At 68.2% G+C, this 25,719-nt stretch carries 26 protein-coding genes; 14 read left to right on the top strand and 12 right to left on the bottom strand.

The features are described 5' to 3' along the window. Positions 1 to 2 precede the first annotated feature (2 nt). On the bottom strand, positions 3 to 662 hold the full coding sequence (locus tag VFK57_17430; GenBank protein HET7697502.1) for a choice-of-anchor R domain-containing protein: 660 nt from the start codon (positions 660 to 662) through the stop codon (positions 3 to 5). Between the two features lie 98 nt (positions 663 to 760). Between VFK57_17430 and mfd the strand changes: the two genes are divergently transcribed. The 4 genes from mfd (at position 761) to dusB (ending at position 7,007) form a co-directional block, all read left to right on the top strand. Continuing rightward, positions 761 to 4,267 (top strand): transcription-repair coupling factor, encoded by a 3,507-nt coding sequence (gene mfd / locus VFK57_17435; protein HET7697503.1) that lies wholly within the window; start codon positions 761 to 763, stop codon positions 4,265 to 4,267. 13 nt (positions 4,268 to 4,280) lie between these two features. Then, entirely contained in the window at positions 4,281 to 5,333 is a 1,053-nt protein-coding gene (locus tag VFK57_17440) for a peptidylprolyl isomerase (protein HET7697504.1), read from the top strand. Between the two features lie 81 nt (positions 5,334 to 5,414). After that, complete coding sequence (locus tag VFK57_17445) at positions 5,415 to 5,900, top strand: UpxY family transcription antiterminator (GenBank protein HET7697505.1); 486 nt, start codon at positions 5,415 to 5,417, stop codon at positions 5,898 to 5,900. 12 nt (positions 5,901 to 5,912) lie between these two features. Further along, the gene (gene dusB, locus VFK57_17450) at positions 5,913 to 7,007 is read left to right on the top strand and encodes a tRNA dihydrouridine synthase DusB (protein ID HET7697506.1); all 1,095 of its coding nucleotides are present in this window, start codon (positions 5,913 to 5,915) and stop codon (positions 7,005 to 7,007) included. A gap of 7 nt (positions 7,008 to 7,014) precedes the next feature. Here the strand turns inward: dusB and VFK57_17455 are convergent, their stop codons facing one another. The 4 genes from VFK57_17455 to VFK57_17470 all read right to left on the bottom strand — a co-directional run bounded on the left by VFK57_17455 (position 7,015) and on the right by VFK57_17470 (position 10,393). Continuing rightward, on the bottom strand, positions 7,015 to 7,482 hold the full coding sequence (locus tag VFK57_17455; protein ID HET7697507.1) for a hypothetical protein: 468 nt from the start codon (positions 7,480 to 7,482) through the stop codon (positions 7,015 to 7,017). A gap of 183 nt (positions 7,483 to 7,665) precedes the next feature. After that, entirely contained in the window at positions 7,666 to 7,992 is a 327-nt protein-coding gene (locus tag VFK57_17460) for a Dabb family protein (GenBank protein ID HET7697508.1), read from the bottom strand. After that, positions 7,989 to 8,897: a hypothetical protein gene (locus VFK57_17465; GenBank protein ID HET7697509.1), complete on the bottom strand. Its 909-nt coding sequence runs from the start codon at positions 8,895 to 8,897 to the stop codon at positions 7,989 to 7,991. The genes VFK57_17460 and VFK57_17465 overlap by 4 nt, the downstream gene beginning before the upstream one ends. Positions 8,898 to 8,995: 98 nt before the next feature. Next, positions 8,996 to 10,393, bottom strand: a complete 1,398-nt coding sequence (locus tag VFK57_17470) for a sigma-54 dependent transcriptional regulator (GenBank protein ID HET7697510.1) — start codon at positions 10,391 to 10,393, stop codon at positions 8,996 to 8,998. A 296-nt stretch (positions 10,394 to 10,689) separates the two neighbouring features. Between VFK57_17470 and VFK57_17475 the strand changes: the two genes are divergently transcribed. The 3 genes from VFK57_17475 (at position 10,690) to VFK57_17485 (ending at position 12,373) form a co-directional block, all read left to right on the top strand. Further along, positions 10,690 to 10,884: an excisionase family DNA-binding protein gene (locus tag VFK57_17475; GenBank protein HET7697511.1), complete on the top strand. Its 195-nt coding sequence runs from the start codon at positions 10,690 to 10,692 to the stop codon at positions 10,882 to 10,884. After that, complete coding sequence (locus tag VFK57_17480) at positions 10,884 to 11,108, top strand: hypothetical protein (protein ID HET7697512.1); 225 nt, start codon at positions 10,884 to 10,886, stop codon at positions 11,106 to 11,108. Before VFK57_17475 ends, VFK57_17480 begins: the two co-directional genes overlap by 1 nt. Before the next feature lie 353 nt (positions 11,109 to 11,461). Then, positions 11,462 to 12,373, top strand: a complete 912-nt coding sequence (locus tag VFK57_17485; GenBank protein HET7697513.1) for a FliA/WhiG family RNA polymerase sigma factor — start codon at positions 11,462 to 11,464, stop codon at positions 12,371 to 12,373. On the opposite strand, the gene VFK57_17490 is transcribed toward VFK57_17485, so the two are convergent. Continuing rightward, on the bottom strand, positions 12,374 to 13,894 hold the full coding sequence (locus tag VFK57_17490) for an ATP-binding protein (GenBank protein ID HET7697514.1): 1,521 nt from the start codon (positions 13,892 to 13,894) through the stop codon (positions 12,374 to 12,376). It lies immediately after the preceding gene. 30 nt (positions 13,895 to 13,924) lie between these two features. On the opposite strand from VFK57_17490, the gene VFK57_17495 reads away from it, so the two are divergent. Both VFK57_17495 and VFK57_17500 read left to right on the top strand, forming a co-directional pair. Continuing rightward, entirely contained in the window at positions 13,925 to 14,734 is an 810-nt protein-coding gene (locus VFK57_17495) for an SDR family oxidoreductase (GenBank protein ID HET7697515.1), read from the top strand. Beyond that, positions 14,731 to 15,693 carry an EamA family transporter gene (locus tag VFK57_17500; GenBank protein ID HET7697516.1) on the top strand — a complete coding sequence of 321 codons (963 nt, stop codon included), beginning with the start codon at positions 14,731 to 14,733 and terminating at the stop codon, positions 15,691 to 15,693. Before VFK57_17495 ends, VFK57_17500 begins: the two co-directional genes overlap by 4 nt. Here the strand turns inward: VFK57_17500 and VFK57_17505 are convergent. Beyond that, complete coding sequence (locus VFK57_17505) at positions 15,627 to 15,773, bottom strand: lmo0937 family membrane protein (GenBank protein ID HET7697517.1); 147 nt, start codon at positions 15,771 to 15,773, stop codon at positions 15,627 to 15,629. The genes VFK57_17500 and VFK57_17505 overlap by 67 nt on opposite strands. Here VFK57_17505 and VFK57_17510 point away from each other — a divergent pair. Then, positions 15,751 to 16,500 (top strand): hypothetical protein, encoded by a 750-nt coding sequence (locus VFK57_17510; GenBank protein HET7697518.1) that lies wholly within the window; start codon positions 15,751 to 15,753, stop codon positions 16,498 to 16,500. The two genes, VFK57_17505 and VFK57_17510, sit on opposite strands and share 23 nt — an antisense overlap. Here VFK57_17510 and fabZ read toward each other — a convergent pair. After that, complete coding sequence (gene fabZ / locus VFK57_17515; protein ID HET7697519.1) at positions 16,492 to 16,950, bottom strand: 3-hydroxyacyl-ACP dehydratase FabZ; 459 nt, start codon at positions 16,948 to 16,950, stop codon at positions 16,492 to 16,494. The genes VFK57_17510 and fabZ overlap by 9 nt on opposite strands. Before the next feature lie 33 nt (positions 16,951 to 16,983). Here fabZ and VFK57_17520 point away from each other — a divergent pair, with 33 nt between their 5' ends. Further along, entirely contained in the window at positions 16,984 to 18,744 is a 1,761-nt protein-coding gene (locus VFK57_17520; protein ID HET7697520.1) for a GAF domain-containing protein, read from the top strand. 114 nt (positions 18,745 to 18,858) lie between these two features. Here VFK57_17520 and VFK57_17525 read toward each other — a convergent pair whose 3' ends face one another. Further along, positions 18,859 to 19,206 (bottom strand): hypothetical protein, encoded by a 348-nt coding sequence (locus VFK57_17525; GenBank protein ID HET7697521.1) that lies wholly within the window; start codon positions 19,204 to 19,206, stop codon positions 18,859 to 18,861. A 335-nt stretch (positions 19,207 to 19,541) separates the two neighbouring features. On the opposite strand from VFK57_17525, the gene VFK57_17530 reads away from it, so the two are divergent. After that, the gene (locus tag VFK57_17530; protein ID HET7697522.1) at positions 19,542 to 20,408 is read left to right on the top strand and encodes a PDZ domain-containing protein; all 867 of its coding nucleotides are present in this window, start codon (positions 19,542 to 19,544) and stop codon (positions 20,406 to 20,408) included. Here VFK57_17530 and VFK57_17535 read toward each other — a convergent pair. Further along, complete coding sequence (locus tag VFK57_17535) at positions 20,405 to 21,613, bottom strand: GAF domain-containing protein (protein HET7697523.1); 1,209 nt, start codon at positions 21,611 to 21,613, stop codon at positions 20,405 to 20,407. The genes VFK57_17530 and VFK57_17535 overlap by 4 nt on opposite strands. 30 nt (positions 21,614 to 21,643) lie before the next feature. Here VFK57_17535 and VFK57_17540 point away from each other — a divergent pair, with 30 nt between their 5' ends. Both VFK57_17540 and VFK57_17545 read left to right on the top strand, forming a co-directional pair. Further along, complete coding sequence (locus VFK57_17540; protein HET7697524.1) at positions 21,644 to 22,540, top strand: diacylglycerol kinase family protein; 897 nt, start codon at positions 21,644 to 21,646, stop codon at positions 22,538 to 22,540. After that, positions 22,537 to 23,070, top strand: coding sequence for an ankyrin repeat domain-containing protein (locus VFK57_17545; protein HET7697525.1), 534 nt, complete (start codon positions 22,537 to 22,539; stop codon positions 23,068 to 23,070). The genes VFK57_17540 and VFK57_17545 overlap by 4 nt, the downstream gene beginning before the upstream one ends. Here the strand turns inward: VFK57_17545 and VFK57_17550 are convergent. Continuing rightward, entirely contained in the window at positions 23,056 to 23,781 is a 726-nt protein-coding gene (locus VFK57_17550) for a cytochrome c biogenesis protein CcdA (protein ID HET7697526.1), read from the bottom strand. The two genes, VFK57_17545 and VFK57_17550, sit on opposite strands and share 15 nt — an antisense overlap. Next, the gene (locus VFK57_17555; GenBank protein HET7697527.1) at positions 23,782 to 25,578 is read right to left on the bottom strand and encodes a 2Fe-2S iron-sulfur cluster-binding protein; all 1,797 of its coding nucleotides are present in this window, start codon (positions 25,576 to 25,578) and stop codon (positions 23,782 to 23,784) included. Positions 25,579 to 25,719: the final 141 nt, after the last annotated feature.

Consider the following 25,719-nt stretch of genomic DNA (forward strand, 5'->3'; position numbering starts at 1 on the left):
ATTTACCGGCCCCTGCGCCGGCGGGCGGCAAGGCCGGCGAGTGCGGTCCCCAGCAGCAGAAGCGACGACGGCTCGGGGGTCGCGTTCAGCGCTTCCGCCTGGACGCGGAACGCCAGCGGAGTACTCGTGACCGTGAAATAGGGACCGTCTCTCTCGCCGGCCTGCGCGATCTCGCTTTCCCTCGGCAGGATCGGCGACGCGTGCCAGTTGGCGAGGTTGTCATCGCTGCCGGTCGTGCCGAAGGTCACGAAGTACAGCGAGCCCGCCGCGAGCACCGGACGGATGAGGGACGTGAAGCTGTAGAGCGTCGTCGGCGGCGCGGTACTGCCGTCGAGGGTGAACGACTCGAGCACCGTCCCGGGCAGCCCTCCGGCGGCGGAGCGGATGTCCACGATCAGGCTTCCCGACCCGTCCGCACGATAGTTGAACGGCAGCTCGAGCGCGGTGACTGCGCCGGTCGTGGTCGGCGTGAACGGCGTCGCCCACCAGATGTGGAAGGTTCTCTCCTCCGGCGAATCCGATTCACGCGTCGTCCACGAGAGATCCGACCAGGTGCCTCCCGGTCCAAGGTTCGAATAGATGGTGTCCGCGAACGGATCCGCGCGCACCGGCGCGGCATACGTCAGCAACACAGCACCAAGAAGTGCCAGCCGTTTGCCCATGTCGACAGCCTCCGCCGGCCGTGCAGCAAACCGCAGGACCTGAGCAGATGTCCGGCGCGCTATAATCGAAGGTTCCGGCACACGACGCCCGTCCGGTCATGAGCTCTTCGACCTCCACTTCGCTGACGCTCCGCGCACTGCTCAAGACGGCAGCCGGCCGCCTCGGCTTTGGTGTGCCCGGACGGCCTGTCAGCGGCCTGACCGCGGCGGCGAAGGGCTACTTCGCCGCGGCCGCGGTCGTCCGCGATCGCGTGCTGGCGGTCGTGCCGACGGACGCGGACGTCGAACAGCTGACCTCGGACGCCCGGTTCTTCCTCGCGGCGCTCGAAGGCGTCTCCGACGCCGACGCGGCGCATCTGGTGGTGCCGTTCCCGTCCCACGAGATCGATCCGTATCGCGGCCTGTCGCCGCACTTCGACATCGCGTCGGCGCGCGCCCGCGCGTTGCACGCGCTGAGCCGCGGGACGGCGCGGCTCGTCATTGCGTCGGCGGCCTCGCTGCTGCCGCGGGTCAGTCAGCCGTCGCGGATCGCCGCGGCCGGCTTCACGCTCCGTCCCGGCGACGAGATCTCGCCGACGGATCTCGGCGACCGGCTCACCGCCGCCGGATACACCAGGCAGGATCCGACCGACGAGCCGGGCGAGTTCTCCGTGCGCGGCGGCGTCGTGGACTTCTACCCGGCCGGCGCCCGGCATCCAATCCGCCTCGAGTTCATCGGCGACAACATCGAGTCGGTCCGCGCCTACGACCCGGGCACCCAGCGATCCATCGAGCCCATCGATCAGGCTCACGTCGAGCCGCTGACGGAGATCCTGGACCTCCCGAACGAAGCCAGTGCCGGTTCGGCGGATCGCTCCGCCACGATCCTGGATTACCTGCGGGGCGCGCAGCCGGTCGTCTTCGTGTCCGAACCCGACGAGGTGAAGGCGGCGTTCGTCAGGGTGCGCGAGCAGATCGAGCACAGCTACGCCGAGAAGATCAGGAAGAACGAACCGGCTCCGGAGCCGGACGGGATCGTCGTGAGCTGGGACGCGATCGCGCCGCTGCTCGAGAGCGCCACGGCGCTCGAGACGCTGGCCCTCGGCACCGAAGAGCAGGTCCGCCATGTGGCGACGCAGCCGGCGATGGAGTTCGCCGGGCGGGTGCCCGACTGGGTCGCGGAGCTGCGCGCCGCGCGGCAGGCCGGCGAAACGGTCGTCTTCGTGGCGCACTCGCAGGGACGGGCCGAGCGGGTCGTCGAGATGCTCGCCGATTACCAGGTGCCCGCCGCGCCGATCGAGCGCGGCGAAGACGCGCACGCATCGGCGGTGCTCGTCTCCGTCGGCCGCCTGTCCAAGGGGTTCCGGCTTCCCGGAGCGGGGCTCCAGCTCTGGGCCGAGACCGACGTCTTCGACGAAGAGCGGCACACGCACGAGAAGCGGCGCTCCGCGGCGAAGACCTTCCTGTCGGACTTCCGCGATCTGAAGGTGGGCGATCTCGTCGTCCACGTCGACAACGGCATCGGGGTCTTCGTCGGGTTGAAGAAGATCGACGTCGGCCTCGACACGCAGGAGTTCATGGAGCTCCGCTATGCCGGCGACGACAAGCTGTTCGTCCCGGTCGAGCGGCTCGATCTGGTTCAGAAGTACACCGGCGCGTCGCGTCCCGCGCTCGACAAGCTTGGCGGCACGACCTGGGAGAAGGCGAAGACGCGCGTCAAGAAGGCGATGCGCGACATGGCGGAGGAGCTGCTGAAGCTCTATGCCTCGCGCAAGGCGGTCCCCGGCCACGCCTTCAGCGCCGACAGCCACTGGCAGCAGGAGTTCGAGGACGCGTTCGAGTGGGAGCTGACCGTCGATCAGAGGAACGCGATCGACGATATCAAGCGCGACATGGAGTCGCCGACGCCGATGGATCGGCTCCTGTGCGGAGACGTCGGCTACGGCAAGACCGAAGTGGCGATGCGCGCGGCGTTCAAGGCGGTGATGGACGGCAAGCAGGTCGCACTGCTCGCCCCCACCACCGTGCTTGCGTTCCAGCACGAGAAGACGCTGAAGGACCGCTTCGCGGCGTTTCCCGTCCGCATCGACATGGTCAGCCGGTTCCGCACCAAGGCGGAGCAGAAGGCCACGCTCGAGGATCTCGAGGCCGGCAAGGTCGAGATCATCGTCGGCACCCACCGGCTGCTCTCCAAGGACGTGAAGTTCCGCGACCTCGGGCTCCTCGTCGTCGACGAAGAGCAGCGCTTCGGCGTCGCGCACAAGGAGAAGATCAAGCAGCTGAAGAAGCGCGTCGACGTGCTGACGATGACCGCGACGCCGATTCCGCGGACGCTGAACATGTCGCTGGCGGGGATCCGCGACATGTCGATCATCGAGACGCCGCCCAAGGACCGCCTGTCGATCCAGACCAACGTCGTCAAGTTCGACCAGGAAGTGATGCGGCGCGCCATCGGCAACGAGATGGAGCGCGGCGGCCAGATCTACTTCGTCCACAACCGGGTCGAGTCGATCTACTCGATGGCCGACCTGCTGCACCGCCTCGTGCCGCAGGCGCGCATCGCCGTCGGGCACGGCCAGATGGGGGAAGAGCAGCTCGAGAAGGTCATGCTCGACTTCATGGCCCACAAGTACGACGTGCTCCTGGCGACGACGATCATCGAGAACGGCCTCGACATCCCCAACGCGAACACGATGATCATCAATCGGGCGGATCGCTACGGCCTGTCGCAGCTCTATCAGCTGCGCGGGCGCGTCGGACGCTCGGATCGCCGCGCCTACGCGTATCTGCTGGTCCCGCCAGACGACAACCTGTCGCCGGTGGCCAAGAAGCGGCTGGCGGCGATCCGCGAGTTCAGCGATCTCGGCAGCGGCTTCCGCGTCGCCGCGCTCGACCTCGAGATCCGCGGCGCCGGCAACCTGCTCGGCGGCGAACAGAGCGGCCAGATCGAGGCGGTCGGCTTCGACATGTACATGAAGCTCCTGGAGCAGACCATCAAGGAGCTGAAGGGCGAGGAACTCGAAGACGAGATCCGCGCCAACGTCAATCTGCGGGTCGATCTGCGGATCGACGAGAGCTACATCCCCGACATGAACCAGCGCCTGACGGTCTACCGGCGCATGGCCGGGGTCCGCTCCGAGGACGAACTGCGCACGGTGGTGGACGAGGTCCGCGACCGCTACGGGCCGCCGCCCGCCTCGATCGAGAACCTCGCCGAATACGCGTTCATCCGGGTGCTCGCCGACCGCATCGGCATCGAATCCATCGACCGGGACGGGCCGCTGATCGTCTTAAAGTTCAGGCCCGAGGCCAGACTGGACCCGACCTGGCTGTTCAAAATCGTGCAGGAACGCAAGGATCTGCTGTTGACGCCGCCGGCGACGCTGCGGCTGGATCTGCGGATTACCCCTGACGCGGGTCGCGTGCCGCGCGGGCCGCGTGCGCCCGGCGCAACCGGGGGCCGGTCGTGGTGGACCGCCCGGGCAACCGCGGGGGAAGTGACCGCCGGCTTCACGAAAGACGAGATACTCAGGCCCGCGAAGGAAGACCCCCGTGCGGAGGGGGGCGTGTTCAGCAGGGTGTCCGGCTTGCTGCGCGAATTGAGCGAGGGCGTCCGGATACGCTAAAATACTGAAAACAATGAAGAAACAGCTTCTCGCCGCGGCCGTGGCCCTTTCGGCGGCATTCGCCGCGCCAATCCGGGCCGAAATCATCGAGCAGGTGCTCGTGAAGGTGAACGGCGACATCATCACCAAGACCGAGCTGGAACAGCGCCAGGTCTCCGTCATCCGCCAGCGGCTGCAGGGGCAGGTGAACGCCGAGTCGCTGAAGAACGACGAGAACCTGAAGAAGATGCTCGCCGAAGTCACGCCGCAGTTGATCGTCAACGCGATCGACGAGCTCCTGCTGCTGCAGCGCGGCCGCGAGATGGGGCTGCGCCTCGGCGACGAGCAGTTCCGCCAGGTGGTGGCCAACATCCGCAAGGAGCAGGGGCTCACCGACGAGGCGAAGTTCCAGCAGGCGCTGGCGCAGGAAAACATGACCATGGACGACTTGCGGCGTCAGCTCGAGCGCTCGATGCTGATCGAGCAGGTCCAGCGCCAGGAAGTCGGCTCGAAGCTGAACATCACGGAAGAGGAAGCGCGCCAGTACTACGCGCGTCATCCGAACGAATTCACCGAGCAGGCCTCGATCACGCTGCGCGAGATCTTCGTCGAAGTGCCGGCGGCAGAGGGAGGCGTCAACGTGGCGCGCGACGACGAGGCGCGGCAGAAGATCACCGGGCTTCGCGAGCGCGTCCTCAAGGGTGAGGACTTCGCCAAGGTGGCAACCGAGGCGTCGGACTCGCCGTCGAAGGCGAACGGCGGGTTGATCGGTCCGTTCGCCCGCGCCGATCTGTCGCCGCAGCTGCAGCAGATGATCGACACCATGAAACAGGGCGAGATCACCGCGCCGCTCCGCACCGCGCGCGGCTACCAGATCTTCAAGCTCGAAACGCTGAAGGGAGCGGCGCTGCAGCCGTTCGACGCGGTCCGCGATCTGATCGCCGACAAGGTCGCGGCGGCGCGCACCCAGACGGAGATGCGGCGCTTCCTCGCCCGGCTCCGCTCGCAGGCGCTGATCGAGTGGAAGAACGACGAGCTGCGCAAGGCGTACGAAAAGCAGGTTGCGACCGAGGCCGCGGGAGGATAACTGCCGGGTCCCAGGGTCCCGGCGCCCCGGTGTTCTCGATTTGAGATTGCCCTGAGCGTCGGGAGTTGACGCGATTCAGCCATGGACTGGTACGCCGTGTGGACGCGGTCGCGGCACGAGCAGGTCGTCCGCGAGCAGCTCGCCCGCAAGGGCCTCGAGGCGTTCCTGCCCACGGTGACGCGGTGGAGCCGCTGGAAGGATCGCAAGAAGCAGATCGACTGGCCGCTGTTCCCCGGCTACTGTTTCGCGCGCTTCACTCCGGCCGATCGGCTGCCGGTGCTCAATTGCAGCGGCGTCGTCAGCATCGTGTCGTTCGACGGCGAGATCGCCCCCATACCGGAACACGAGATCGCCGGCATCCGCCGGCTGGTCGAGAGCGATCTGCAGTTCGATTCGTGCCCGATGATCCGCGAGGGCATGATGGTGGAAGTGACGCACGGTCCGCTGCAGGGGGTGATCGGCCGGCTGGTGCGCAAGGGCGCGCACGCGCGGCTCGTGCTGTCGGTGGATTTGATCGGCCAGGCCGTCAGCGTCGAAGTCGACGCCGCGGACGTCAGAGCCTGCTAGGAAAGGTCACGCGTGAAGATCGGACAGGTCACCCTCGCTGAGCCGTTCGCCCTCGCCCCGATGGCGGGGATGACCGACACCGCCTTCCGCCGCCTGGTCAAGCGGCGCGGCGGCTGCGGGCTCGTCGTCAGCGAGATGGTGAGCTCGGAGGGGCTCGTGCGCGGCATCGACCGCACGCTCGAGTACGCGGAATACACCGAAGAGGAGCGGCCGGTCTCGATCCAGATCTTCGGCGGCGATCCCGAGAAGATGGCGCGCGCGGCGCAGATCGTTGAAGGCATGGGCGCCGACATCGTCGACGTCAACATGGGCTGCCCGGTGCCGAAGATCGCGAAGCACAACGCCGGCTGCAGCCTGATGCGCGAGCCCGAGCACGCCCAGGCGGTCGTGCAGGCGATGACCAGGGCCGTCAGGATCCCCGTCACCGTCAAGATGCGGGCGGGCTGGAACGAGCAGGAGATCAACGCGCCGGAGCTGGCGCGCCGCATGGAAGACGCCGGCGCCGCCGCCCTCGCCGTCCACGGACGCACGGCGGCGCAGTCGTACACCGGCTTCTCGGACTGGGAGTTGATCAATCGCGTCGCGTCGGGTGTGCGCATCCCGGTGTTCGGCAGCGGAGACTGCATCGACGCCTCGGATCTCGTGCAGAAGCTGGACGCCGCGCGCGGCGGGCGCGTGTCGGGTGTCCTGGTCGGGCGCGGCGCGCTGCGCAACCCGTGGATCTTCGAGCAGGCCGCCGCCATCGCGCGCGGCGAGCGCCCGCGCGAGATCACGATGGAGGAACGCGGTCAGTTCCTCCTGGACTACATCGACCTGCTGTTGTTCGAGCGAACGCGCGAGGCCGAGGGGTTCCGCCACGTTGCGCCAACCCTGCCGCCAGGGTCTTCCCCGACCAGCAGCGAAGCGCTGGCGCCGGGCGCCGCCGGCGGAGCGGCGCGAGGTCACCAGAAATGGGTGATCAACAAGCTGCGCGCGTTGAACGCCTGGTACACGAAGGGGCTCGACAACGGCTCTCACCTTCGCACGAAGGTGAACGCCGCCGAATCGATCCCGCAGCTCCGCGAGATCGTCGCCGAGTTCTTCGGCGTATCCGCGTACTCCGTGTGATCCGCGGCTACCGGTTGCCGTGGTTGCGCGCGACGATCGCCGCGGTGGCGCCGTTGAGGGCGGCCATGACGATCACGGCGCCGACGCGGTTCTTCTTCCACATCCGCTCGGCGAAATAGATCGTCGTGGCGCCGGCGGCGGCCTTGACGGCGATCATGGCGCCGACGCTGCCGTTCTTCATCAGCGGATTGCGCTCCTGCGCCCCGGCGCCGAGCGCGCGCCGCGTCGTCACCACGTCCAGCGCCTGCAGCGTCCCGTACGCGCCGTAGAGCGCCGGGAGGGCAAGCGGCCGGCGCGGCGCGGGGTCTCCCGGCCACTGGGTCGAGGAGGACAGGTCGCTGATCTTTGCCGCGCTCTCGATCGCCGAGGCGATCGGTGTCGGATTCCCTGCCGCCGCGTCGCGTTCGGCCGCCACTGCCGCGGTTCCGCAACCGGCCAGGAGCATCAGCGTCAGAGCGGTGAGTCGGCGGTGCATCGGGAAGTCCTCGTCTCGGAAGCGCCTCATTGCGCGGTGCGACGGCTGACTGTGCCGGTCCGGTGCCAGTTCGGGTAGCGAGGAACAAGCTCAGTGTTCTGAGCAGTTTGGCGAGAAATTGCCATGCGCCCGGTGTGTGCGCGCGTGCGCTGCCGGCACACCGCGTGTCACCAGCGCCCGCACCTAGAGCTGTTCGTCGATCTCGTAGTCGTACGCCAGCGCGGCGGACGTGGCGCGGTAGAACAGCTCTCCCAGTGCCGCATGCGCCGGAGCCTGCAGGTATCGCTTGAGGGCGTCCACGTCGTCCACCTCGACGATCAGCGCGTAGGCGAAGTCCTGGTGCATCAGTTGCTCGTAGCCGGGCAGTCCGTGAGTGACGCGGCGTCCGAGGCGGATCGAACGGATCTCGGGGACGCCGTGGGCGGCGCGCCTCAAGGTGGCGAGCGCCTCGGCGCGCTCCCCGTCGGTGAGACCGGCGCGCGGCTGCAGCAGGACGATGTGCGCGATCATTCCTCGTCGTCGCGCTTCTTCTTCGGATTGGTGCGATCGCGGCGCTGCTTTGCCTTGAATCGCGCACGCTTCACGTCGCGCGGGACTTTGAACCTGTCCCGGGGATCCTTGTGGTCGCCGCCGGGGCGCCAGTCGCGTCCTCTCCGGTCGCCGGACGCGCCGCCGCCTTGCGGGCGATCGCCGCGCGGACGATCCTTTGGCGGACGGTCGGTCGGCGGACGGTCGCGCCAGCGATCCTTGGGGCTGAAGGGGCGGTCCGATTGCGGGCCGCGGGGACGCTCCTGCCACTGGGGCTTCGGTCCGCGAAACGTCTTCTGCCGCTCCTGCTTTCGCGGCGGCCGCTCGGGCCGCTCGGGCCTGCTGTTACCCTCGCGCGGCGGCCGATCGCGCCACTCGGGTTTGTCGTCGCGTTGTTGCGGCGGGCGATCGCGCCATTGAGGTCTATCGCCGCGGTCGCGTGGCGGGCGATCGCGCCACTCGGGCTTGGTGTCGCGCTGTTGCGGCGGGCGGTCCCGCCATTGAGGTCTGTCGCCGCGGTCGCGTGGCGGGCGATCGCGCCACTCGGGCTTGGTGTCGCGCTGTTGCGGCGGGCGGTCCCGCCACGCGGGCTTGTTGTCGCGTTGTTGCGGCGGCCGATCGCGCCACTCGGGTTTGTTGTCGCGCGGCGGGCGATCGCGCCACTCCGGTTTCGGGCCGCGCGGCCGGTCGGCGCGGGGCCTGAACGCGTCGCGCGCCTCCTCTTCCGACCGCCAGAGCCGGCCGCGCGCGAACCACATCATCAGGGCGTCCGGGTGCTTCGCCTGAATCTGATGGAACGTCGGCAGCAGTTCCTCACGCGTCGCGGCGCGGAATGCCGTCGGCTGGTTGCCGAAGATGATCGTCCAGTAGGTATGGCGTGGCGGCAATGTTCATCAACCGAGGGGCTTCGCCCCTCGGACTCCTCTACGGCCTCGAACTCTGGAATCGCCGGCCGGTAAGCAGCCGTCCCTCCAGGCGCGGCAGGTCACGATGCGGAAACCCCGCGCTCGAGGCGCTTCAGCTTCTCGATCAACGTGGTGCGCTTCAGGTTCAGCAGCCGTGCAGCCTGCACCTTGTTCCCCTGCGTGCGTTCGAGCGACCGCTTGATCAGCGTCAGTTCGACGCCCTCGATATACCGCTCGAGATCGATGCCCTCGTCGGGAAACCACGGCGCGCCGCTTTCCGAGGCGGCGGGCAGGTTCTGGATTTCGGGTCCGAGATCCGGGATGTCGATCTGGCTGCGGCCGTGGCTGAACGCCAGCGCCCGTTCGACGACGTTCTCCAGCTGGCGGACGTTGCCGGGCCACGAGTATGCCATCAGCCGGCGGAGCGCCTCCTGCGACATCGTGACATGCCGAGGCGGCACCAGCTCGCCGCCGAGCTTCTGCAGGAAGTGCTGCACGAGGAGCGGGATGTCGTCGCGGCGTTCCCGCAGCGCGGGCAGCTTCACCGGAATGACGTTCAGGCGGTAGAAGAGATCCTCCCGGAACGTGTTGTCCGCCACCATCCGCGCGAGGTCCGAATGGGTGGCGGCGATGATGCGCACGTCGATCTTGATCGTGTGCGCGTCGCCGACGCGCTCGAATTCCCGCTCCTGCAGCACCCGCAGCAGCTTCGACTGCAGCGCCGGGCTCATCGTCCCGACCTCGTCGAGAAACAGCGTGCCCTTGTGCGCCTGTTCGAGCCGCCCCTGCCGGGCGCCGACCGCGCCGGTGAAGGCGCCGCGCGCGTGGCCGAAGAGTTCGGCCTCGAGCAGCGTCTCGGGAATGGCGCTGCAGTTCAGCGCCACGAACCGATTCGCGCGGCGCGGGCTCGCGTGATGGATCGCGCGCGCGGCGAGCTCCTTGCCGGTTCCCGTTTCGCCGGTGATCAGCACCGTGCTCGACGTCGCCGCCACCATTTCGAGCAGGTGAAAGAGATCGCGCATCACCGTGCTCCGGCCGACCAGGCCATCGATGCGATAGCGCTGCTCGAGCTGCGAACGCAGGTAGGCGTTCTCGGAACGCAGCCGGCGCCCTTCGAGCGCGGAGTTCAGCACGTGCAGGAGCGCGTCGAACTGAAACGGCTTGGTGATGAAATCGGCGGCCCCCTGCTTGATCGCGTTCACCGCGTCTTTCACGGTGCCGAACCCCGTGATGATGATGGCGATGATGTCGGGATACCGCTCGAGCGCCGCATCGAGGACGGCGCGGCCGTCGACGCCGGGCAGCCGCAGGTCGGTGACGATGATGTCGAAGGCGAAGTCGGCGAGCCGCGCCAGCGCGTCTTCCCCGCTGGCCGCCTGCTCGACGACGAAGCCGTGGTCCGCGAGCCGTTCCGCGATCGCTTCCCGCAGCGCCGCCTCGTCGTCTACGAGAAGCAGATGTTTCGCGTTTTCAGCCATTTACTGCGGCGCCGGTATTTTGACACCCCTTCCAGCCGGGGTCAATCGGCGTCTCGCTGCAGGGCTACAGACGGCGGCGAGCGCCTCCGATAAGCATGGCGACGGTCACTTCCGCGGTCGCGCGCTTTCGGGACCTTCGTCAACGAGCCGGCGCTTCACGAATTCGAAGCGTTCGACAACGCAGGTTGCGAGCGAGCGAAGCGAAGCGAGCCAGCCGAACGGAGCGAGCGGGCGAAGCCGCGAGCGAGTGAGGCTGTAGGGGAGTCCGAGGGTCGAAGCCCCTCGGTGAGGAGATGATGGATCGCAAGACCATATCAATCATGAAGGCGTGCGAGCTGGTGGGTGTCAGCCGTCGCACCATCTATAACTGGATCGCCTCCGGCAAGGTGGAGTACATCCGCACCGCCGGCGGCTCGGTCCGCATCTTCGTGGACACGCTCTGGCGCGAGCCGGGGCGGGCCGGGGAGCTGACGCGCAAAGAAGCGTCATGATGGCGGCCGCAGACAACAGCACCCGCACCACGGGCGACGCCGCCGACGAACTCGGACTGCTGTTCCATCGCCTGAACAATCAGCTCGGGATCATCCTCGCCAACGCGGAGCTGCTCGAGGCGAAGTCCGCAGACGAAATGGGCCGCAACCGCGCCGCCCAGGTCGTGTCGAGCGTGCTCGATGCGATGACGACTGCCCGCGAGATCCGCCAGCGCGTGCGATAAGGGCTCCGCCCGCTGCGGCCGGCGCTTGCCGCTCACCGCTCGCCGCCTTCCGCTGCGCACCGCGCACCGCTCACTTTCCGCTTACCGCCTTCCGCTCACCGCTTTCCGCGTGCCGCTCATCGCCTGACCCCGCAGCCACGCTGTCAATGAAACGTCAAACACGTCGCTTCAGGTGTCAACAAACCGTCATTCTTGCCGTGGTTTTCACGGGCCTGCACGCGGCGGCACGAAAGTAACTACTTCTACATCAGCAGCTTAGCGGTCGTTTGCCAGATTCGCCAAACATTCGCTTTTCATGTGGTATTGCCGTTGCCCTAGAGCTGGCCCGGTCGGAAACCAAAAAGGAGCTCATGATGCAGCGCCAGCCACTCGTCGCCAGTCAACGTGCCCGTATCGCCGCCGGTCTGCCCTTCGTGGAGTCGCTGGCGCGCCGCGTCGCGTCCTCGATGCCGCATTCGATCGAGCTGGGCGATCTGGTTCAGGACGGGATGCTCGGGCTGATCGACGCGGCGTTCCGCTTCGACGAGGCGCGCGGCATCAAGTTCGAGACCTTCGCCGAACGCCGCGTGCGCGGCGCGATGATCGACGCGCTCCGCCGCGATGCCTGGCCCAGAGGCGTACGTCGTCAGCGGCGCGAGCTGGAAGCGGCGCGCGAAGAGCTGCGCCGCGAGCTCGGCGCCGAGCCGTCGCTCGCCGACCTGGCCGCGCGGGTCGGATCCGACGAGACCCGCTTGAGCCGCACCATCGTGCGCATCAACACGATCGAGTCGACGTCGCCGCTGTCCGCCGGCGAGAACCTCGACGGCGCGAACCTGCCCACCGTCCTGGTCCCGTCCGAGCCGATTTCGCCGGACCGCGCCTACGAAGAGCTCGAGGTGCGGGATCGCGTGCGCGCCGCGATTGCCTCGCTGCCGCCGCGGGAGCGGAAAGTCATCGGCATGTACTACTACGCCGAGGCGACGATGAAGGAGATCGGCGCGGAGATTGGCGTGAACGAATCGCGCGTGTCGCAGCTGCACGCGCGCGCGATCCAGCGGCTGAAGAAGGCGCTGGGCGCCGACTGCTCGATCGAGGAAGCGGCGAAGGCGCTGCGTCCGGCGATTCTCTCGTTCCGTCAGACGATGACCCGGGTGAAGGAGGCGCGCGCCGCGGCGCAAACGCCGGACGCGCCCGGGGTCGTGCTTCAGTACAAGAAAGCGTCGAAGCCGGCGGCGCCGAAGCGGGCGGCGGCGCGCAGCCACGCGCCGATCGCTGCCGCGCGGTAACTACGCCAGGATCTCCTGCGCGGTCCGCAGCAGATCGCGCAGGCGGAACGGCTTGGCCAGCCAGCGGCAGCCGGTCTCGTCGAGGAACCGTTCCGCCTCGGTGCCGGCGACGTCGCCGGTGACGAACAGAATGCGCCGCGCCATCTCCGGGTGCTCGCGCTCGAGCGCCCGGTAGAACGCCATCCCGTCGACGCGCGGCATCTTCAGGTCGCACACGATCAGGTCGTAGGTGCGTGCCGCCACGCGCGCGAGCGCCTCCTCTCCGTCCCCCGCCCGATCCACGACGAAGCCGGCATCGACGAGGGATTCGGCGACGGCCGCCCCCAGCGCCGCCTCGTCCTCCACCACCAGCACCACCGCCCCGGCGCCGACGTCGACGCGCTCGACCTCCTTCGGCAGCGCCGGCTTGACCGGGCCGTCGCTCACCGGCAGCGAGACGAAGAACGACGCGCCGCTTCCCGGCTCCGACTTCACCGATATCCGGCCGCCATGCTCCTGCACGATCGCGTAGGCGACCGTCAGTCCGAGGCCGGTGCCCTTGCCGACTTCCTTCGTGGTGAAGAACGGATCGAAGATGCGCGGCTGCACGTCCTCGGGCACGCCCGGACCATCGTCGTTGACCTCGAGCACGACCGCGTCGCCGTCGAGATCGTGCCAGGTGCGGACGACGAGCATGCCGCGTCCGTTGGCGCCGATCATCGCCTGCTCGGCGTTGATGATCAGGTTGAGGAGCACCTGCTGGAACTGGTGCGGATCGGCGAAGGCGAGCGGCAGGCCGGCGGCGAGCGCCTCGATCACCGTGATGTTCGCCAGCGACTGCTCGTAGGCGCGCAGGGCCAGGGTGTCGCGGACGATCTGGTTCACGTCGACCATGGCGCGCGTGGTGTGGCGCTTGCGGGCGAAGGTGAGCAGGTTGCGGACGATCTTGGCGGCGCGCTCCGACTCGCTGAGGATCGTCTCCAATCCGCGCCTGGTCTGCTCGTCGACCGGACGCTGTGATAAACGTTCGGCCCAGGTGAGAATCGTCGCCAGCGGGTTGTTCAGTTCGTGCGCGACGCCGGAGATGGTCTGGCCGAGCGCCGCCAGTTTCTCCGCCTGCAGCAGCTGATGATAGAGGTCGCGCGCCTGATCGTCGAGCCGCTTGCGCTCGCTGACGTCCCGAACCAGCGCTTCGATCCGGACGCCGCCGTCCTGCGTCTCGGCATGCGCGGTGACTTCGACCCAGATCGCGACGCGGTCGGCGCGGCGCAGGCGCAGCAGGTAATCGTTGACCGCGCCGTCGCGCTGCAGCCGCGCGATGAAGCCGTCGCGTGCCTGCGGATCGACGAAGCGATCCGGCTCGAACGGCCGCACGTCGGACTCCGGCGTGTCGGCCGCGAAGCCGAACATCAGCTTGAGATGCGGGTTGGCGGAGGCGGTAGTGGTCTTCGCCGCGTCGATGGCGCCGATGTACACGCCCTCGTGAACGGCCTCGAACAGCCGCGCGAACGCCTCCACGTTCGCCGACAGCGTGCTCGACATGGCGCAATCTTAGCCGATAATCAAAGGATCATGTTCGAGGCTGGCCTGTTCAAGGAACATGTCGCGGTCGTGACCGGCGGCGGCACCGGCATTGGTCTCGCCATCGCGCGGCGGCTGGGATCGCTCGGCGCGCGGATCGCCATCGCGAGCCGCAATCACGAGCACCTCGAGCGGGGCTGCGCGTCGCTGCGAGAGTCGGGGATCGACGCGCTCGCGGTACAGCTCGACGTGCGCAACCCCGAACAGGTCGAGGAGATGGTCGAGCGCACCGTGAAGCACTTCGGCGGGCTCGACATCCTGGTCAACAACGCCGCCGGCAACTTCATCTGCCGCGCCGAAGACCTCTCGCCGAACGGCTGGAACGCCGTCATCGGGATCGTGTTGAACGGCAGCTTCTACTGTTCGCGCGCGGTGGGGCAGTACATGATCGCGAAGCAACGCGGCGGATCGATCGTGTCGATCCTCGCCAATTACGTGTGGACCGGAAGCCCCGGCACCATTCATTCGGCGGCCGCCAAGGCCGGCGTGATGTCGATGACGCAGACGCTCGCCGCCGAGTGGGCGCCGCACGGCATCCGCGTCAACGCCGTCGCGCCCGGCCCCATCGAGGCGTCCCCGGGCGCCGCGCGCCAGCTGTGGAGCTCGCCGGCGGCCATCGATCGCATCACCGCCACGATTCCGCTGAAACGGTGGGGACGTCCGGAGGAAGTCGCCGACGCCGTCGCCTTCCTTGCCGCGCCGCAGTCCGGCTTCATCACCGGTGAGATCCTCACCGTGGATGGCGGCACCTGGATCGGCAAGGGGCCGTACGGGTTCATCGAACCCGGTTCCCCCCAGTGACGCCGCCCGTCTCGACGCCCAGGGAACGCCGCCTCGCCTGGTTCGCCTGGATCGCCGTCTGCGTCATCTGGGGCACGACGTACCTCGGTATCCGCGTCAGCCTGGAGACGATGCCGCCGATGCTGATGGGCGGCCTGCGATGGGTGTTCGCCGGCGGCGTGCTCGGCGCCTACATGCTGGCACGGGGGGAAAAGCTGCCGGGCCCCCGCGGGCTGCGCGCCGCGATGCTGCTCGGCTTCCTCATGCTCGTGCTCGGCAACGGCGGCGTGGTGTGGGCCGAGATGTACGTGCCCAGCGGCCTGACGGCCGTCGTCATCGCCGCGTCACCGTTCTGGATGGCCGGCGTGGAGGCGCTGCAGGCTGACGGCGAGCGCATGACGCCGAGCACCGCGGTTGGACTGCTGGTCGGGTTCTCGGGAATCGTGCTCCTGGTGTGGCCGGAGCTGCGGCACGGAGGCACCGGCGGCAGCGGGTTCCTCGCCGGCATGATCGCGCTGCAGATCGCGTGTCTCGGGTGGTCGATCGGCTCCTCGTACTCGAGACGCCACAGCCGGCAGGAGAACGTCTTCATGGCCACCGCGGCGCAGATGCTCGCCGGCGGCGTGATGATGCTGGCGATCGGGACGGCGCGCGGCGAGTGGAGCGCGCTGGGCTTCTCGGCGCGCAGCGCGTCGGCCTTCATCTACCTGGCCACTATCGGCGCGATCGGCGGCTTCGTGGCATACACCTACGCCCTGCGGCACCTGCCCGTGTCGCTCGTGTCGTTGTACGCCTACATCAACCCCATCATCGCCGTCGCCCTCGGCGTGGCGCTGCTGGGCGAGCCCTTCACCTCGCGCATGGCCGTCGCCGCCGCGCTGGTGTTCGGCGGCGTGGCCATCATCCGACAGCGTCAGACGCGGCGGCCGCTGATCAATCGCACCAGGAAGAGCACGATCGCGATGACCAAGAGCACGTAGATGAAGTTGCCGAGCGTGTAGCCGCTGACCATGCCGAGCAGCCACAGAATGATGAGAATGACCGCAATCGTTTCGAGCATCGTTCTTCTCCTTGGCGCCACACGGGGCGCGGTTCGTGCTGTGTTCAGCAACGGCTGTGCCAGCACCCCGTCCGTTGCCCGGCGCCGCCCGTTTGTGTTTCTGGCAGAGTTGGTTGCGGCGATCTGCTTGTCGGCGATTCCGGCCGCGGCGCAGGACGTGCCGAACGCGGCCGATGCACCGGCTGCCACCAGTGAGCATCCAGCTACCTCAGCGATGAAGTTCCTCGGCGGCGGGGCGCTCGCCCTCGCCGCTCACGAGGGGGGCCATCTGCTGTTCGATGGAATTTTCCGCGCCAACCCCGGCCTGAAGAAGGTGTCCTTCAACGGCATCCCGTTCTTCGCCATCACGCACGATCGCCTCTCCCCCAGGCGCGAGTTCACGATCGATTCCGCCGGCTTCTGGGTGCAGGAAGCGACGAACGAGGTGATTCTGACCCGCCGCCCGAACCTGCGCCGCGAGCGGGCGCCGGTGCTGAAAGGCATCGTCGCGTTCAACGTGCTCGCGTCGATGAGTTATGCCGGCGCGGCCTTCGCGACAACCGGACCGGACGAACGCGACACCCGCGGCATGGCGGATGCGCTGCGCTGGAAGGAGCCGTACGTCGGGGCGTTGATTCTCGCCCCGGCGATTCTCGACACGGTGCGTTACTTCCATCCGGACGCCCGGTGGGCGGCGTGGCTGTCGAGAGCGGTGAAGATCGGCGGGGTCCTGCTGGTCCTACGCTGACTCGACGCGCGGCCCGAGCGCGAACGTCATCGTCCCCTCGACCGCCACCTTCCCGTCCACCCGGGCGATGCCGTGCAGCACGCCCATGCGGCTGCGCAGCCGGCGAACGACGGCCTCGATCTCCACCACGTCGCCGGGGTGCACGGCGCGCCGGTAGCGGACGCGCTCGATGCCGGCGAAGAAGGGGAGCCGCTGGCGGTTCTCGGGCTTGGCCAGGATCAGGATCGCGCCCACCTGGGCGATCGCTTCCGTGAGAATCGTCGGCGGCAGCGTCGGCGGCTCGCCGTTGCGATGCGCCAGGTAGCGTTCGTTCAGCGTGACGTTCTTGATGCCGACGATGCGTTTGTCCACCTCGATCTCGGTGATGCGATCGACGAGCAGGAACGGATAGCGATGGGGAAGGATCCGCTCGATCGCGGCGTGGTCGAGCGGGAGTTTCAGGCCCTCCATGAAGTTGCCAGTATAATCGGAACACCCGGACGAATGCGCCCCGACACTACCGCGCCGCGTGAGCAGGAGATGCTCACCACGCTCATCGATCTCGGGCGGCAGGTCGCCGCCGTCCTCGATTTCGAAGAGCTCGTCGCGCAAATCCCCAAACTGATCGCACGGCTGATCGAGTTCGATGCCTTTGCGGTGTACCTGCTCGACGAGCGCCGCGCCGAGCTGCGCGTGGCGTACGCGGTCGGGTATCCCGACGGGTCGGAGCCGCGGCGCCTGAAACAGGGAGAAGGCCTGGTCGGCGCGGCGGTCGCCGCGCAGACGCCGCTCCTGGTGAACGACGTCGAATCCGACGCGCGCTACGTCGCCATCGTCGCCGGCATGGCATCCGAGCTGGTGGTGCCGCTGCTGCACAAGAAGCGGCCGATCGGCGCGCTCAACATCCTCAGCCACCGCAAGGATCAATTCACCCCGTCGGACATGGAGCTGCTGCGGCAGTTCGCCGCGCACGTCGCGGTCAGCATCGTGAACGCGCGGCTCTTCGAGCGCAGCCGCCAGGACGCCGAAGTGTTCGAGACGCTCGCCGACATCGGCCGCGACGTCGCGTCGGTGCTCGATCTCGACGAGCTGTTCGCGCGCATCGCGCAGGCGATGCGGCGCGTGATCGACTACCGCACCTTCGGCATCTGGCTGATCGACGAAAGCGGCGAAGAGCTCGAGATCAAGCACGCGGTCCACTACGGCGAGCACACCGACGTTCGGCGCATTCCCGTCGGCGAGGGGCTGGTCGGCTACGCCGCGCTGCACGGCGAGGCGGTGCTCGTCGCCGACGTCTCGCAGGATCCGCGCTACATCAACGTCGTGCAGGACGTCCGCTCGGAACTGGCGATTCCGATGCTGCTGAAGGACCGCTGCATCGGCGTGCTCGATCTGGAGAGCCCCGAGCTGGACGCCTTCAGCAAACGGGATGTCGAGATTCTCACCCTGCTTGCCAGCCAGGCGGCGGTGGCGATCGAGAATGCGCGGCTCTACGAGACCGTCCGCGCCAACGAAGTACGGCTGGAGAAGGAACTGCACTTCGCGCAGCGGGTGCAGGCGGCGCTGCTGCCGGTCGGCCTGCCGAAGCGCATGAAGGGCGTCGACGTCGGCGCCCGCTTCGCGCCCGCGCGCGAACTGGGGGGGGACTTCCACGATTTCCTGGCGCCGGAGTCGAACCTGCTCGCCGTCGCGCTCGGCGACGTGTCGGGCAAGGGAGTGCCCGCCGCGCTCTACAGCGTCTTTGCCGCGGAACTGGTGCGGGGCCGCACCTTCCGCCGGCGCTACCTTCCGGATCGCTCGGGGCCGGCGAGCGTGCTCTCGTCAGTGAACACGATTCTCCACCAGCGCCAGCTCGAGGAGTACTACTGCACGCTGTGCTACTCGATCTTCGATCTGAAGCGGCGCATCGTCACCATCGCGAACTCCGGCCTGCCGTATCCGATCCGCGCCACGGCGGAAGCGGTCGCGCAGATCGAGCTGCCGGGCGTTCCGCTGGGATCGTTCCAGGGATCCACCTACGACGAGCTGACCTTCGCCCTGCACACGGGTGACATGTTCGTGTTCTGCAGCGACGGCGTGTTCGAAGCGATGAACATGGCGGGGGAGGAGTTCGGCGCGGCGCGGCTGCTCTCAGTGGTCGCGGAACGCCGCGACCAGAACCCCCGCGCCGTGGTCGACGCGGTGTTCGATGCCGTGGAAGCATTCCGCGAAGGCGCCACGCCCAACGACGACATGACCGCGGTCGCAGTCAAGATCATCGGGTGAATTTGGAAATCTGGAAATTGGGAAATTTGGAAATCTGGAAATTGCGGAACTTGGAAATCTGAAGCTCCGATTCCTCAGATTTCCAAATTTCCAGATTCCCAAATTCCCAAATTCTCAATAGCCTCTGAATTTGAGGTGTTCCTGGCGCAGGTGAAGCCCGAGTGACTGGCCGCCGAAGGTGGCGAACTCGGCGACGCGCCCTTTGACGCTCACCCGAGCGCCTTTGGTCGGCACGCGGCCGTCCTGCGCCACCACGGTGACCTCGCCCGTGCCGTCGTCGACCTTGTAGAGCTTGAAGGGCACCAGCGGCACGCCCCACGAGCTGGTGACGACGCCGTCGACCGTCACCGTACGGTTCTGGTACCGGCCCGGGTTGTATTTGATCTCGGCGATCTTCGGATGCCCCGTTGCACAGGCTGCGAGCAGCATCAACGCGATCGCGAGAGGCGCGAACTTCTTCATCTCATCCTCCGCGGCCGGTAATGCAACCGGCGTGCGAGAGCTCGAACGGCCGCGCGAAATCGCCTGACTTACGACGGGATACGGCGATGCCAGCGCCTGCCTGAGTTACGCATCCCGTTGACTTCGCGCGGCTGACGCCCGATACATCAAAGGGCGTGCCCGCGAAAAGTGGCCGAATTTCACCGATCCGCCCGGCTCTGCGTCCGTTGCGGGGGACGTTCGTGACCTGCGGGAAGGACGCTGGCGACGGCCGGCTGGCGGCGCGCGCCTCATCAACCTTTCTGTGGAAGGGCGCGTCTGACCTTTCAAGACGCACGTTTTCGGAGGGTTATCTGATGACGCTAACGAGATGGGGAGCCCTGGCCGGGGCCCTCGTGCTGGCGGCCGGGGCGGGAGCGCCGGCTCCTGTCATGGCGCAGGATCGCGACACGCTGACGCGTGCGTTCGCGATCGCCGGACGCGGCGCGCACATCGGGATCGCGGTCGAGGAACTCGACGACGCCGCCGCGAAGCAGATGAAGGGTGTGCGAGTGGATACGGTGTCGCCGAACGGTCCCGCCGACAAGGCAGGGATCAAGGCGGGCGACGTGATCACCGAGTTCGACGGCGAGCGCGTCCGCAGCACGCTCCAGTTCTCCCGGCTGGTGACGGAGACGCCGCCCGGGCGCGATGTGCCGATGGTGCTGTCGCGCAACGGCCAGCGCATGAACGTGACGGTGTCGCCGGAGCCGCGCACGTGGTCGGATGACTTCGGGCTGCGGATGCTCGACGTGCCGCGGGCGATGCGCGTGCCTCGTCCGGCCGTTCCGCCAGCCCCGCCTCGCCCGCCGGCGGCCGGGCCGGAGCCGTTCGACTTTCCAGGGTTGCTGCGGTTCGGCGGCGGGCGCCGTCTCGGCGTGACCGTGGAAGGACTCGACGATCAGCTCGCCGCGTACTTCGGCGTCAAGGAGGGCGTGCTGGTGAAATCCGTTCTCGCCGATTCCGCCGCACAGAAGGCCGGCATCAAGGCGGGCGACGTGATCACCGCACTCAACGGCTCGAAGGTGTACGACGCGTCGGATCTGAATCGCGCCCTCGATCGCATCGACTCGAGCGGCGAGTTCACGGCGGAGATCGTCCGCGACAAGAAGACGCAGGCGGTCAAGGGGAAGATCGAGGCGCGCGAGAGCCGCGGCCGCGTGCGCACGCGGACGATTCTCTAGCCCGCGGCCTCGCTCCTCGCCCGGGCCGACGGCGGCCCGGCGAGCGTCGCGAGCTGCGCGGCGACAATGGTGGCGGCGGCCAGCAGGTCCTCCTGCTGTTCGCCGCCATTTTTCACTTCTGCCGCCATCACCCCCACGCATCCGGCGGCGCCGACCAGCGGTACTGCGATCGCGCCGCTCGTGATGGTGTCCCCCTTTACCGCCTGGAGCAGGCCGGTGCGGTATGCGGACGCAGTGAGGTTGTTCGCGTCGCGGGCGATCGTTCCGAGGCGCGTCGCCAGTTGCGGCGGATACCCGTGCACGAGGATGGGGGCCAGTTCGCGTCCGTCAGGGTCGGCAATCCAGACGATCACGCCCGAGGCATCGAGCGCCGAAGCGGCGCGTTCGAGGAGCGCCGGCAGCCCCCTCGTGTCGGCGACGCGGGCGAGATCGTTGCACAACGCCGCAATGATCCCGATGTCGACGGCCGGGACAGGCGCCGGCGGCGGTGGCGGCGGCGGCACGGCCTGAACCTTCGCGGCCGGTCTGACAGGCGGCCGGAACTCGTCGAAATCCGGAAGGACGATGCGGGCGGACGCCGTCTGTGGCGCGGCCGTCTGGGCCGCCGCGGGACGGCGTGCGGCCGGGACGAGGAGCAGGAGGCCGAGTATCGTGACACCGGCCGCGCCTGCGAGCGCCTGCACCTGGGTTCTTTGAAACTGTGCCGCCGCGGCATCCCGCGCGACCTGATCGGCGACGGCCGCGCCGGCGAGCGCGTCAGAGACCCGGCGGGTCAGCGCGATGCCGTCCGCGAAGATCATGCCGGCCGCGCGCGTCCGCTCGCCGTTGCGCGTGTAATCCCGCGCCCGCTGATCCATTTCGGCGAACTCGCGCAGCGCCGCGCTCGCGTCGGCCAGCGCCGCCTTCGCGCCGCCCGCAGGTGACAACGATCCGAGCCGCGCGACCTGCTGCTCGAGCTCGGCGTGGATCGCGGTCACCCGATCGAACCAGAAGCCTTCCCCCTGGCCGTCGGCGACGTACGCCTGCTGTGCGGCGCGCAGCTCGCCGGCGGCGGCGAAGGCGGCGCGGGCGGCGGCGTTGAATTGTCGTGCGAGCTCGGCGTCCGAACGCGCGCGCCGATTGGTGGACCAGAGATCGAAGGCCGCGGCGCCGATGGCTGAGAGACAGGCGATGAGCAGGAGGATTCGAACTGACAGTCTGCTCATCGGTGGCTACTATAACATCGACCAACTCGCGTGAGTCCCGCAGATGTCGTCGCGATCGTGAATCCGCTCTCCGGCGCCGGCGCCACGCCGGGTGTCGCCGGCCGCCGCGTGTCGCTGCTCGAATCGAAATTCGCCGCCGCGAATGTGATCGGGAGAGTGCATTTGACCGAGCGAGCGGGCCACGCTGCCGAACTCGCGCGCGAGGCCGTGCGCTCCGGCACGCGACTGGTGATTGCCTGGGGCGGCGACGGCACGATCAACGAAACTGGCGCCGCGCTCGCCGGGACGAACGTTGCGCTCGGCATCATCCCCGCGGGATCGGGCAACGGGTTCGCGTCAGAGATCGGCGTGCCGGTAGCACCCGAGGCCGCGATCGACGTGGCGCTCCGCGGCCGCGATCGCGCCATCGACGCCGGCGAGATGGAAGGGCGCCTCTTCTTCAACATCGCCGGCATCGGCTTCGACGCCGTGGTCGCGCAGCAGTTCAACCTCCAGTCGCTCGGCCGCCGTGGCATGGGACCCTACGTGCGAATCGGGCTGCGCGAGTGCTTTCGCTATCGTTCCGCCCGCTACCGCATCCTGCTGGATCGCGAAGAGATCGTGACGACCGCGCTGTTGATCGCCTTTGCCAACGGCCGCGAGTACGGCAACCGGATCCGTCTGGCGCCGCACGCCCGGATGGACGATGGGAAGCTCGAGGCGATGGTGGTCGAGGATCGGCGGCCGCTGTCGCGGCTGTGGTCCGGCCGCCACCTGGCGTTCGGGACGGCCGACAAGGCGCCGCGCATCATCGCTCGATCGATCGCGTCCGCCCGGGTCGAGACCGACGGAGAGATGCTCTACCATCTCGATGGCGAGATCGGCCGCGCAACCGGGTCGATCGCCGTGCGGATCCACCCCAGAGCGCTGGTCGTCCGCGTACCATGATCGAGCCGCTGATCGAGGCGGCAAAGGCCGGGGACGAGCGGCAGGTGCGGGCGCTCGCAGCCGCGAACGCGGCGCTGCTTTCGGCCCGGCTCCCCTCGGGAGAATCCCCGATCATCGCGGCGCTCTACCGTGGCCACCATCACGTCGTGGCGGCGCTCGTCGAGCTCGGCGCGCCGCTCGACGTCTTTGCCGCCGCCGCAACCGGCCATCTCGGGGAACTCGGGCGCGCTCTGCAGGATCCGGCGGCCGCGAACGCGTTCGCCTTCGACGGCTGGTCGCCGCTTCACCTGGCCGCGTTCTTCGGACAGCTGGAGGCCGCCAGCCTTCTGCTCGACGCGGGTGCGGACGTTCACGCCGTCTCGCGCAACAGCATGAAGAATACGCCGCTGCACGCCGCCGCGGCGGGGAAGCACCAGCGCCTCGCCCGGCTGCTGCTCGCCCGAGGAGCGAGCGCCGACACCGCGGACGCCGGCGGGTTCACACCGGCGGCGATCGCGCTGGAGAACGGGCTCGAGCTAGAAGACCGGTAGGTAGGGCTGGAGCAGCCGCACGATCAGCGTCAGTTGTCCGGTCATGATCAACACGCCGATCACCACCAGCAGCGCGCCGGACGTGAGCTCGATCGCGTGATAGTAGCGGCGGATCTTCCTGGCCGCGCCGAAGAACTGATTGATCGCCAGCGAGGTGATGAGGAACGGAATGCCGAGGCCGAGGGAGTAGATCGCGAGCAGCGTGATCCCCTCGTTGACCGAGTTGCGCGAGCCGGCAATCGCCAGGATGCCGCCGAGGATCGGGCCGATGCACGGCGTCCATCCGAAGGCGAAGGCGACGCCGACGAGCATCGCGCCCAGCGGCCCCGCCGGTTTCCGCTGCGAGTGGACGCGCTTCTCGGTCTCGAGGAACGCGAGCCGGAAAACGCCCATCGTGTGCAGGCCGAAGACGATCAGGATCACGCCGGCGATCTTGCTGAGCAGCGGCAGCTTGGCGAACAGGAACTTGCCGATCGCGGTCGCCGATGCCCCCAGGGCGATGAACACCAGGGAGAAGCCGATCACGAAGGCGAGAGAGGTGACGAACACCTGGACGCGAGAGGCCGCCGGTGCGGCGTCGCCGCGCATCTCCTCGACCGAGACCCCCGACACGAAGGAGATGTAGCCGGGGATCAGCGGCAGGACGCACGGCGAGACGAACGACAGGAAGCCTGCCGCGAACGCCGCGATGAGCGAGACTTCGGTGCCCACCTAGTCGATCTTGCGCATGCGGATCGCCGACGCTGGAATGGACGTCGGCTCGGGGCGTCCGAGGAACTTCACCGGCGGCAGGTCCTGGAACAGCACGTCCCACTTCCAGCGCTCCGACGGGTTCGACGCCTGGAGCCAGTTCCTCGCGGTGACCGGGCGAGCGAATGCGATCTCGCCGATCGACGCGTACGGCGTCCCTTCCGGCATCGCACGGGCGATGTCCGACCGCACGTGCGCGCTGCTCGTGTAGTCCAGCGCCGCGCCGAGCGCGAGCCCGAGGTTCACGAAGAGCTGCCAGTCGTCCTGCGCGTCGCCGGGCGGCGTCAGCGCCCGCGCCGCCGCCTGCAGACGTCCCTGCTGGTTGACGTAGGTCGCGTCCTTCTCGTACGAGGTCGCGCCCGGCAGCACGATATCGGCGGCACGCGCCAGATCGGTCAGCAGCGCGCCCTGCACGATCAGCAGCGGCAGTTTGTCCGACCTGCGCGCCTCGATGACCCAGCTCACATCGCCGATCGAGCCGGCGGGACCCGGATCGAACACGAACAGCGCCGGCACCGAGCCCGATTCGACCTGGCGCCGGAAGTCGGCGAGGTCGGGCTCGCCGGCGGACGTGGCGCGCGCGGGGAAGCCGAGATCCTGCGCGCCCTTCACGTTGGGCGCGTCGACGGGCGGAATCCTGAATTTCGTCTGCGGCGGCTGCGGCTTCACGCGCGTCCGCCAGCTGATCGCGACGCCGTCCTCGGGCAGTCCGAACGCCCCGCCGAGACGGCCGACCAGGAAGAGCTCCTCGACTGATGCGTGCGCCGAGATCAGGAAGCGCAGCGCCGGCGGACCTCCGGCGGCAGTGACGCGGTCGGCCAGCTTGGCCAGCGCCTCGCGCATGTCGACCGGCTCGAGATCGCCGCCGTCCTTGCGCACCAGCGCGCGCCGCAGCCGATCGTCCCCTTCGATCCAGTGGTAATCGAAGCGGCCGATGTCGCACATCCAGTAGTCGTTGACCTCCGGGTTGTAGCGCGGCGTCACGCGCGCGAGACGCGCCCCCTTGGCCCACTCGGGCTTGGCTTTCAGCCATGCCGTGGTGTTGCAGCCCTTCTCGCAGAACGTGCAGATGGTGTCGATGGCGTCCGGGTTGTCCCACGGCCGCGACTTGAACCGGTAGTCGCGCGTGGTGATCGCGCCCACCGGGCAGACGTCCATCAGGTTCCCGGACAGGAGCGAGTGCACGCCTTCTTCCTGGAACGTCGCGATCTCGCTGCCGTAGCCGCGATCGGTGATGTTGATCTGCGGGTCGCCGTCAATCTCCTTCATGAAGCGCACGCACCGCGTGCACAGGATGCAGCGGTTGCGGTTCAACATCAGCGTCGGCCCGAAGTCGACGTCCGCCTTCACCCCTTCGCCGTCGAACACGCGGCGCGGGAACTCCATCCGGCTTTCATTCGGCCCGAACGAATAGGAGAAATCCTGCAGCGGACACTCGCCTCCCTTGTCGCACACCGGGCAGTCGAGCGGGTGGTTGATGAGCAGGAACTCGAACACGCTGGCCCGCGCCTCGACGACGTCGGGCGTGTCGGTGAGAACGGTCATCCCCTCCGCCACCGGCGTCGAGCACGCCGTCTGCAGCTTGGGCATCTTCTCGATCTTCACGAGGCAGACGCGGCAGGAGCCGTCGATGCCGAGCCCGGGGTGGTAGCAGTAGTAGGGAACCTTGATGCCGTGCTCGATCGCGGCCTGCAGCACGGTCTTGCCCCGGGCTACGGCAAGCGGGCGGCCGTCGATCGTAAGGTTAACGGTATCCATAACTTGGAGATCATATAACGGGTTCTACGGGTTCTACGGGTTCTACGGGTTCTTCGGGTTCGGGGTTCTTCGGTTCGAACCCCCGAACCCGTCGAACCCCGAACCCGTCGAACCCCGAACCCGTCGAACCCCGAACCCGTC

The organism is Vicinamibacterales bacterium (assembly GCA_035699745.1).
Taxonomy (GTDB): domain Bacteria; phylum Acidobacteriota; class Vicinamibacteria; order Vicinamibacterales; family 2-12-FULL-66-21; genus JAICSD01.